Origin of the sequence: Xenorhabdus siamensis (assembly GCF_037996745.1) — a bacterium.
GTDB classification, from domain to species: Bacteria; Pseudomonadota; Gammaproteobacteria; order Enterobacterales; family Enterobacteriaceae; genus Xenorhabdus; species Xenorhabdus indica.
In genome coordinates, this window is the sequence record NZ_JBBMXE010000015.1 from 71,529 (window position 1) to 80,357 (window position 8,829).

At 40.9% G+C, this 8,829-nt stretch carries 8 protein-coding genes and 1 pseudogene; 5 read left to right on the forward strand and 4 right to left on the reverse strand.

Translation table 11 applies throughout. The features are described from left to right. Positions 1-24 precede the first annotated feature (24 nt). Positions 25-1,062, forward strand: coding sequence for an IS630 family transposase (locus AAC852_RS16390; RefSeq protein ID WP_340621197.1), 1,038 nt, complete (start codon positions 25-27; stop codon positions 1,060-1,062). A gap of 175 nt (positions 1,063-1,237) precedes the next feature. Here AAC852_RS16390 and AAC852_RS16395 read toward each other — a convergent pair whose 3' ends face one another. Next, a complete protein-coding gene (locus AAC852_RS16395) occupies positions 1,238-1,579 on the reverse strand; it encodes a hypothetical protein (RefSeq protein ID WP_340621921.1) in 342 nt (113 codons plus the stop codon). Positions 1,580-1,802: 223 nt separating this feature from the next. On the opposite strand from AAC852_RS16395, the gene AAC852_RS16400 reads away from it, so the two are divergent. From AAC852_RS16400 to AAC852_RS16415, 4 genes are all read left to right on the forward strand, one after another. Further along, entirely contained in the window at positions 1,803-2,174 is a 372-nt protein-coding gene (locus tag AAC852_RS16400; RefSeq protein WP_340621922.1) for a helix-turn-helix domain-containing protein, read from the forward strand. Between the two features lie 385 nt (positions 2,175-2,559). Further along, entirely contained in the window at positions 2,560-3,219 is a 660-nt protein-coding gene (locus AAC852_RS16405) for a division plane positioning ATPase MipZ (protein ID WP_340621923.1), read from the forward strand. A gap of 34 nt (positions 3,220-3,253) precedes the next feature. Next, positions 3,254-3,559: a hypothetical protein gene (locus tag AAC852_RS16410; RefSeq protein ID WP_340621924.1), complete on the forward strand. Its 306-nt coding sequence runs from the start codon at positions 3,254-3,256 to the stop codon at positions 3,557-3,559. A 394-nt stretch (positions 3,560-3,953) separates the two neighbouring features. Next, positions 3,954-6,755, forward strand: coding sequence for an autotransporter family protein (locus AAC852_RS16415; RefSeq protein WP_340621925.1), 2,802 nt, complete (start codon positions 3,954-3,956; stop codon positions 6,753-6,755). A gap of 99 nt (positions 6,756-6,854) precedes the next feature. Here the strand turns inward: AAC852_RS16415 and AAC852_RS16420 are convergent, their stop codons facing one another. From AAC852_RS16420 to AAC852_RS16430, 3 genes and pseudogenes are all read right to left on the reverse strand, one after another. Beyond that, positions 6,855-7,253 (reverse strand): hypothetical protein, encoded by a 399-nt coding sequence (locus tag AAC852_RS16420; RefSeq protein WP_340621926.1) that lies wholly within the window; start codon positions 7,251-7,253, stop codon positions 6,855-6,857. A 201-nt stretch (positions 7,254-7,454) separates the two neighbouring features. Then, positions 7,455-8,225 (reverse strand): Ig-like domain-containing protein, encoded by a 771-nt coding sequence (locus tag AAC852_RS16425; RefSeq protein WP_340621927.1) that lies wholly within the window; start codon positions 8,223-8,225, stop codon positions 7,455-7,457. Positions 8,226-8,381: 156 nt separating this feature from the next. Further along, a pseudogene (locus tag AAC852_RS16430) lies at positions 8,382-8,829 on the reverse strand (hypothetical protein); the annotation flags it as partial.

The window sequence follows — 8,829 nt, forward strand, 5'->3', positions numbered from 1 at the left end:
CCAAATCAGATCATGCTTGCAACCATGAAAATTCATCTGACACCAGAACAAAAACGTGCCCTCGAATTGATGCATGATACCACGCGTGACAGTCGAGTCTGTGATCGCATCAAGGCCGTGCTTTTGGCCTCCGAAGGCTGGACAGCTCAGATGATAGCCCAGGCCTTGCGTATTCATGAAAGTACGGTCAGCCGTCACCTAAAAGACTTCATCGCTCAGGAAAAGCTGACGCCGGAAAATGGGGGCTCTGAAAGCCATCTCTCTGCCGAACAAACCGCTGACCTGATTGAATATTTGACCGCCAATTTGATGCATACCACGACCCAAATTGTGGCCTATGTCCAAGCACGTTGGCAGGTGTCTTTCAGCGTGGGGGGTATGACGAAATGGCTTCACCGCCAGGGTTTCAGCTATAAAAAGCCAAAGGGAGTGCCTCATAAATTCGATGCGGATAAACAGCAACAATTTATTGATGACTACAAGATGCTGAAAGACAGGGCGGCTCAGAATGAGCCGATCCTATTTATTGATGCGGTGCATCCTTCACAGTCCACAAAGCTCAGTTATGGCTGGATGAAAGCAGGGAAAAATCAGGTAAAAGAGGTTGAAACCACCGGCAGTCGTACCCGTCTCAATATTCTGGGTGCGCTGAATTTACAACGGATTGAAGACACCGTGATCCGTGAATATCCAAGCATTAATGCTGAAAATATCGCCTATTTCTTCGGTGCGCTCCGAGAAACTTACCCGCTGTCGCAAAAAATCCACCTCATTCTGGATGGAGCGGGTTACCACCGAGCCGAGTTGGTGAAAGATATTGCATATGTCCTGAATATTGAATTGCATTATCTCCCGCCTTACAGCCCAAACCTCAATCCGATAGAGCGATTGTGGAAGTATATGAATGAGCAAGTGCGTAACAATATCTATTTTCCGGATGCGAAGACCTTCCGTGAAACCCTTCGTCACTTTTTTCATGTCACTTTGCCAGAAAAAGCGAAAGAGCTCACGACTCGACTGACTGATAATTTTCAGACTTTAAAACCTGCATCTTCAAGTTAGATTGGTATAAATCCTTATCGGAGCACCAAAGATCTTGCCATAAGTGCATGAATGGTTTAATAAATTGATTTTAAATTATTTTTTAGCTTACCTTGTATTAGCAGAGGAAGATATATGATAAGATATAATCTGCTACCTATTAAACGTAGGCAGCGAATTTATGAAAAAAGAAAATTTAATTTAGTTTTGATTCGATAAAATTGAATTTATTAAACATTATTACTTCAACACGATTTTTTGCATCCAGCATGAGATAAGATGCAATCACTTCAAATTTATATGCCACATCATCATTTAGCATTTCCCATGTTTCTTTTTCTTCGTCTAATACTCCACTCTTTATAGATGAATATAATATATGTATACATATTATGCAGATATCATTACTACACTCGTTAAACGAATGAGTAATATCTATGATTTTTTTATATAGTGTAGGTATTTGGTCTTCTTTCCATGATAGAGACATTATTCTTTCTTTAATTACATCATCAATATGAAAATTTATTTCACTCATGATAAGCCTTAAAAAAACCCCTTATAGAAGGGGTGTAGGTAGCGATAGCGTTCTTTTGTTATTATTCAGTATGTATTATTCCCTGATGTTACAAACATAGATACAGGTTCTATCCAAAGCTCCACACAGGAAACACATATGGTTTACGTAAACAAATTGTGTTTCTGGAGTTCATTCTGTAACAGTGATAGACAATAGTCAAGTTAAACATAAGATTTATGCAATGAACAAAAAACGACTATCGGAGTCCAGAAGAGCACAGGGACTTTCTCAACGAGAATTAGGTGAAAAATTAGGCTTTGAAGATGAGGATGTAGCTAAAGCAACTATATCTAGATATGAGCGTGGGATTATTGCTCCAGCTTACAATACTGCTTGTCAAATGGCAGCTATTCTAAACGTTCCTCCATGCTACTTTTACATAGATGATGATATTTTTGCTGAAGAAGTTCTAAAATTGCACAGAAAAGACAATACGCCATTAGAAGAAGAATTGATGTTAGCTAAAAAAAGAATATTGCAATATGAAAGAGCTTTAGAAACAGTATTAAAAACAACGGAAAACGTAATGTTACAGCTAAAAAAAGGAGCGTAAGCCCCTTTTTGTTACTTATGTTTTTTGATATTTGCTGGCAGAACAATAGTAATGATTAAAGAGTTTATATCTATAGATATGTTGAACATATCAGATTTTAAGCGTTGTGTATCAGAGCCAGTAAGGAGCAGTTTCCAATAATCAGTTGAAGGCATTATATCCATAACTATTGACCTTATGTAACGACTAATTTTTGTAGTCACCATCTAGTAAAACTCATTGCGTTAAATGGAACATTATCATAAACATCGCGCTTACCCCAAATGCTCCCGCCCATAAAAATAGTAAGTAATAATACACACTATTAACATTGATTATTCCAAAGAAATTGATATAATTCATTAATTGTGTGTAATAATACACACAATTAATGAACGGAGGAATTATGGGAAAAATCATTGTGTTTGGTAGTCACAAAGGAGGGGTTGGAAAATCAACTATCCTAGTATCAATTCTAACCTACCTACTCAAAATAGGAAAAAAATGTGCAGTCTTAGAATGCGACGACCAACAGAGCATTAAAGACTGGGTATCTGACAGACAGGAAGCTGGTATCACTCCAGAAGTGAACTATTTCGAGAGCTACACCGACATAGCTGAACGAGCCAAAAAGCTAGCTATAAAATTTGATTATGTTCTGTTGGATACTCCAGGGAAAAAATCTGCGGAGTTTCGTAAAGCGCTGACCTGTGCTGACGTGCTGCTATCATTCATTGAGCCAGGGGCACAGATAGAGATCAATACCCTTTCACGGATGGTTGAGGATGTGAAAACAGCACAAGCATCGCTCAATCCCACAATGAAACCCTGGATTGTACTTAACCGCTGCGTCACAGATCCACGTGACCAAGACGCAGGAGAATTGCGAAAAATGCTTAATGATGATCCGGACTGGTTACCCGTTCCTCGCCAGCGTATATATTCACGAAAGGCTTACAAAGTCGCCTATAACGCAGGGCAAGGAGTGCATGAGTTTAATGACAAAGGCGGAAATAAAGCTCGCGGAGAGATAGAGATACTGTTAAACGAATTAGAAATAATATAATGTGTAATATTACACACTAAAAAGTGAATATATAATGGCTAAGCTACCAAAAAAAATTATTACCCCAGAGAATAAGGAAACCACGTTGCGGCAGTTCATTAGTACTGCCGTTCATAAACCTGGTTCAGCCTCTGCGGTAACTCGTGTTAATCTGACATTAACCGAAGAAGACCTGGAAAAATCACTCCGTTTTCAGCATGAAGGAAGTATTTCACGAGCAGAAGTTATCCGATCAGCACTGGAAGCGCTGGAACGTTTACCTGAAAGTAAACGCCTAGAGCTGTTTGAAGAGATACGTAAAAATAGCCCAAAGGCTGGCAGACCTCCAATAAATAAATAATAAGTATTATTACACACTAAAAAACAGATAAGGAGAGCTTGATGAATACTATTGAAATAACGAGGTTTTGGCGTCAACAAAACGCAGAACACTGATGTATCTGACAACGTATTCATTGCTTAAGGGGGGGAATGATTATGGAGGTGCGAAGGGTTGAGTCGTACTGAAAAAATCGTCTTAGCGTACAACAGGGGTTCTCAGCCAGAACCCCTGAAAATTTTGTCTACTTAATCCCTTAATCGCCATTATGGTTCCGTTGCTCCCCAAGCGAACCCAACCTATATATCGACGCTGTGGTAAATTTATTCTACAGTAATACTACTTAGTAATACTACTTTTAGTAAGATCCACTTAATTATTTAGATGAAAAGCAGATTATTTAGGGGTCCCTTTTATGAAGATATACAGGCACACTGTATTCCCAATAACCCTTAGAATAGCTTTATTGTTTCCTGTAATAAGTGTTGATGCAATAGCGGTCTCATCATGCGGCTCTTCGAATGCGCAAACCACCATTTCTGGAAATGAGACAGAACCATGTAATCTCTCAAATGGCGAAAATCTTACTATCAAGAAAAACGCATCAATTGATGTTCCCAAAGGACTACCGAGTGGTTCAGATAGCTACGGGCTGAAATACAGTGCGGTCAATGTCGGCATTAACAATAATCTGGCACAAGTAATTCCCGTTGAACGCATTGAGAATAATGGAGTTTTACAGGGAAGTAGTGGAGTCACAGTAACTTACAGTGGTTCTGTTGGAAAGCTGCTTAATCACGGAACCATAAGTGGAATCAATGGAGCCGTATGGGTTTCTGGTCAAATAAACACGTTAGATAATTCTGGCATAATCAAAGCCAGTGATGAACCTGAATCCTTTAATTCAATAATGATCCAGCAGGCAAGTCAAGCAAATAATAATAGTCAATATGGGCGCGTAAATACCCTCCTAAATAGGAAAGAAGGATCGATTGACGGGATAACTGTTGCATCTTCAACACTTAAGACTCTTGATAATAGTGGCATATTGACATCTCTGAAGGATAATATCAGCTCTAATCTCGCAACATTTGTTATTGATGCTGGCAGTAATGTCGATACTTTCAATAATGATGGAACAGTGACTGGCCCCAAGCATGGTGTTCTGGTTCAAAATGGAGGACGGCTCGGAAACCTCAATAATCGCTCTGGAAGTAAAGGGATCACAGTTGAGCAGGACGCAATTCAGGTCGCCGGGCAAGGCGAGGCTCTACTGGATGGTTCCAGCATGAGGCCGTCCAGGATAAAACAGATTACCAATGCTTCCTTGCTATATGGAAAGCGAAATGGAATTTCTATCGACGCTAAAGGCGTTGTTGATACCATCACGAATGCGTCTGGAGGCGTGATACGCGGAGATAAGTTTTCTATTAATAATAAAGGCACCATTACTCATGGTATTTCTAATTCAGGCACTATTGATGGCGATGTGGAACTTGGCAACGCCAGTCTTTATATGTCTGGCCCAAATGCAACCCTGAAGGGCAATGTGTCCGGGTCGAAAAATTCAGTTGTCACCATCGGGGGAAAAGGGGCTACAGCGGAGAATCTGGATATTACCTATACCCACGATATGAATGTCGGTACTGTCAAGATATTATCTGGCAGCACATTGCGCCTGGGTGACAAAAATAAAATGGGAAGTATCACCAGTAATATTGATAATGCGGGTAGTCTTTATTTCAACCATGACACAACAATTTCCGCTTTGAATAACAGTGGCACTGTGTTCTTTGGCGGAGATAACAAAAATGTCGGGCGTACACTGACTATCGCAAGTGATTACAAGGGCAATAACGGCACAGTGACTTTATCAACCGTGTTGGGCGGGGATCACTCAAAGACTGACAAACTTGTAGTGAAAGGCAGCACATCGGGTTCAACTCATCTTGTGATCAAAAACGTCGGGGGAGCGGGGGCACAGACGACTGAAGGTATCAGGGTTATTGATGTCCTGGGGGCATCAAATGGTATTTTCAATCTGGTTGGCGACTATAATTATAGAGGAGATCCTGCCGTTGTAGCTGGTGCCTATGCCTACCGTCTTTATAAGAATGGTACTAACAATGCGGATGGAAACTGGTATCTGCGCTCATTGTTGATCAGTTCAAAACCCAACGCTAAACCGACACAGCTTTATCAGGCTGGTGTGAGTGTTTACGAGGCTTACGGACGAGTTTTACAGACGCTGAATACGCCAGCGTCCTTGCGTGACCGGATCGGCAGACGTAAGCGCAAGCCGATTGACATGGATAATTTCAGAAATGCCGCGAGTGAGTACAACACTAACGAGAGTACACGCCAGATACCCAATGGGGTATGGGGACGTATGACCGCTTCTTACGGTAAATTATCGCCACGTGTCTCTACATCGGGTGCTGGCGCTATCACCTATAACATGACCCGTGCTCAAATCGGCATAAACAGGCGCTTTTATGAAAATGACCAGGGTTCAGCGGCAGGCGGTGTTTTCCTGCAATATTCGAATATTAATGCTGATGCAGGCTCTGTGCATGGTGCAGGTAACATTCGTGCGCAGGGTTACACAATAGGCACAACAAGCACGTGGTACGGCAATAATCAGTTTTATTTGGATGGGTTAGCTCAGGTTACCTACTTTGGCAATGACCTGAATTCAAAAACTGCCAGCCGGCAACTGGGGAATAATAAGTCTGCTCTGGGATATGCGGTGAGCCTGGAAGCAGGACAACGATTTGACTTGAGTCCAGAATGGTCACTGACCCCGCAGGCGCAACTCGTGTTCTCCTCCATCGATATGAATAACTTCCATGACATATTTGGTGCCAAAGTCCGCTTTGATCAAAGCAGGAATATGAAATTACGCCTGGGCGCAACACTAGACTACAGCCAAAAGTGGCGCGATGATCAGAGCAAGGATGAAAAAGCCGCTAATCTTTACGGCCTTTTCAACATTCGTCAGGAACTTCTGGGGCGTAATGACGCGGTTAATGTGGCTAATGTTGCCTTCCACGGTGGGAATGATCACACTTGGGGTGAGACAGGTATCGGGGGTTCCTACAGTTGGAATGATAGCCATTCTTTCGTCTATGGTCAGACTTCAGTTAACACCAGCCTGAATAATTTTGCAGACAGCTACAAGCTGAGCGCAAAAATAGGCTTAAGGATGACATGGTGATGAAGTAAGGGCCACAGGAATTAACAGGAAATCGTGGGGATAATACCCCACGATGAGAATCCCAGAGATCTTCTCTGATGACAAAATAACTGCTTGAGCTTATTCGTAGTATTTCCACCCTGCGATAGAGATAAACAAGTCATTAAAATCGATTGAGCCACCGTTATCCTCAAAGGCGGCGGTATAGGTCTTTCCTAGCGTTATTTGTCCCGCATTTGCAGTTATATCACTGTTACTCATGTCAACATCAAGCCTGGAGCTTTCGGGACAATCAACTTTACATATAAGTTTTCCAGATGCGCCTGTGAAGAGAATGATACCTGCCGTACTGTGAGGGTCGCCAGATGGGTCATCTGGTTTGCTCCAAGTCTCGTAAACCTGTCCAGTATCCTTATCTAATAATGTCACTGTATAATCATAACCAGCTTGCGTCAGAAAGTAATACGATACATGCCAATTATTTTCTACACCTGTAAAATAAAGTGTTTTCGTTGCCATCGTTAATATCTCCTTACTGTTTTCCCATGGTATAGTTTATGCTTCCGACATAATTGTTGGCAGTAACCCTTATAATACAACTTCCTCCCGACTTACCTTTCAGGTTTATTTGGAATTGCCCTATTTCATCTGTAATCATTGGCCGGATTGTCTTGGGGTTTAAAGAAATTTCTAATATGTTACTCATGCTTATAGCCTGGTCTATTTTATAATGAACAATAGAGTTTTTAATTGGTTCTTTGTATTTTTATCGAAAACCTGAATTGTAATTGTTTCGTATTCTTCACCAATTTTTTCACTTCCAGTTATTATTACTATTGCTTCATTAACCGGAGAAAAATACAGTTCAATCTTATCCTTGATATTTCCTGATACGACTTGTATTGAAGAAAGACCGCAAGTATCAGAAGTCGCACAAAAAACCACTTGTCCATCCTGGTTTGTAACACCAGAAGACGGCGTAATATGCGTGTTGTCATGGGTGACGATGTGTATTGATGCGCCGGGTATTATCTTCTTTTTTTCATCTAAGGCTGTGATGAGTATCGAATTCGGAGTGTAATCATTGGCTAACATACCATTCGCCAAAATCTCTGCCTCTAAAGAAGCGATGACCACAGGCAGGGGGAAAGCTGATTTTTTAATTGTAACGCGGCTAATTACAGATGACACCGGATTTCCTGTCCAGTCGGTAACAGTATAGAAAACATCATAGCTACCGAGAGGAATATCAGAAAATGGTATTATTATTTCATAGTTAGGAAGATGAATATTTTCCTCTATGATATAAAATGGTTTTGACGATATATTTACATCTCCATTCAAATGAACAATGATATAATCGCCAATATGGGCTTTTTCATATTGATTTACTACTACCACCAATACGGGTTGACTTAGTTCTGATTCATCAATAATACCATTGCTACTTTGTGGTAAAAAAGGGGCCGTCAGACTGTTTTTTATAGGCATATAATCACCTCTGACCAATTAATTTAATTATTTTGATATTACCAAACGGAGTTTATGTGGCTGCAAACTGCATGAAATCTGTATTCCTATGACAATGTAAACTGCCGCCAGATTAATAAAAAGTGACAGTTATTAGCTGCCACTTATTTTGGTTAGTTAAGATTCGGCTATACCAAAGCTTGTACCAAAGCTCCTGATATAAAGTTTCGATTTCTGGTTCTGAGCAACACGTCTGTAGTCTATCGCGATAGTGCTATCGTCATCACCCCCTGATGAGCCATACCCCATCAGCAATTCAGGTTTGATGATAACCTTATAATAACCATCTATTATTTCATTCGGTTTCACAGGGTGATTTTCAATAACTACTATCGGTAAAGGACGGGCTGGTGAGAGAGTATCGACGCTGTGTGAGATATAAGCTTTAATCGTGATCATGTCACCTGCGGCTATTGTTGTGTCCGGTTTCGTCGGATCGGATAACAGTCGCACCTCAAGCCCTTTTTGACCAATACTGTTGATATTGACTGCCTGATATATACCAATAAAGACTCCGAACTGATCATAGACTTCTGGGGCAACCAGAGTTCGGTTTGTATCATTG

What these genes read in the sequence shown, in the direction of transcription:
- AAC852_RS16410 (WP_340621924.1), top strand. Translation starts at nt 3,254, where the DNA reads ATGGCTAAGCTACCAAAAAAAATTATTACCCCAGAGAATAAGGAAACC.
- AAC852_RS16405 (WP_340621923.1), top strand. Translation starts at nt 2,560, where the DNA reads ATGGGAAAAATCATTGTGTTTGGTAGTCACAAAGGAGGGGTTGGAAAA.
- AAC852_RS16415 (WP_340621925.1), top strand. Translation starts at nt 3,954, where the DNA reads ATGAAGATATACAGGCACACTGTATTCCCAATAACCCTTAGAATAGCT.
- AAC852_RS16425 (WP_340621927.1), bottom strand. Translation starts at nt 8,225, where the DNA reads ATGCCTATAAAAAACAGTCTGACGGCCCCTTTTTTACCACAAAGTAGC.
- AAC852_RS16390 (WP_340621197.1), top strand. Translation starts at nt 25, where the DNA reads ATGAAAATTCATCTGACACCAGAACAAAAACGTGCCCTCGAATTGATG.
- AAC852_RS16395 (WP_340621921.1), bottom strand. Translation starts at nt 1,579, where the DNA reads ATGAGTGAAATAAATTTTCATATTGATGATGTAATTAAAGAAAGAATA.
- AAC852_RS16400 (WP_340621922.1), top strand. Translation starts at nt 1,803, where the DNA reads ATGAACAAAAAACGACTATCGGAGTCCAGAAGAGCACAGGGACTTTCT.
- AAC852_RS16420 (WP_340621926.1), bottom strand. Translation starts at nt 7,253, where the DNA reads ATGGCAACGAAAACACTTTATTTTACAGGTGTAGAAAATAATTGGCAT.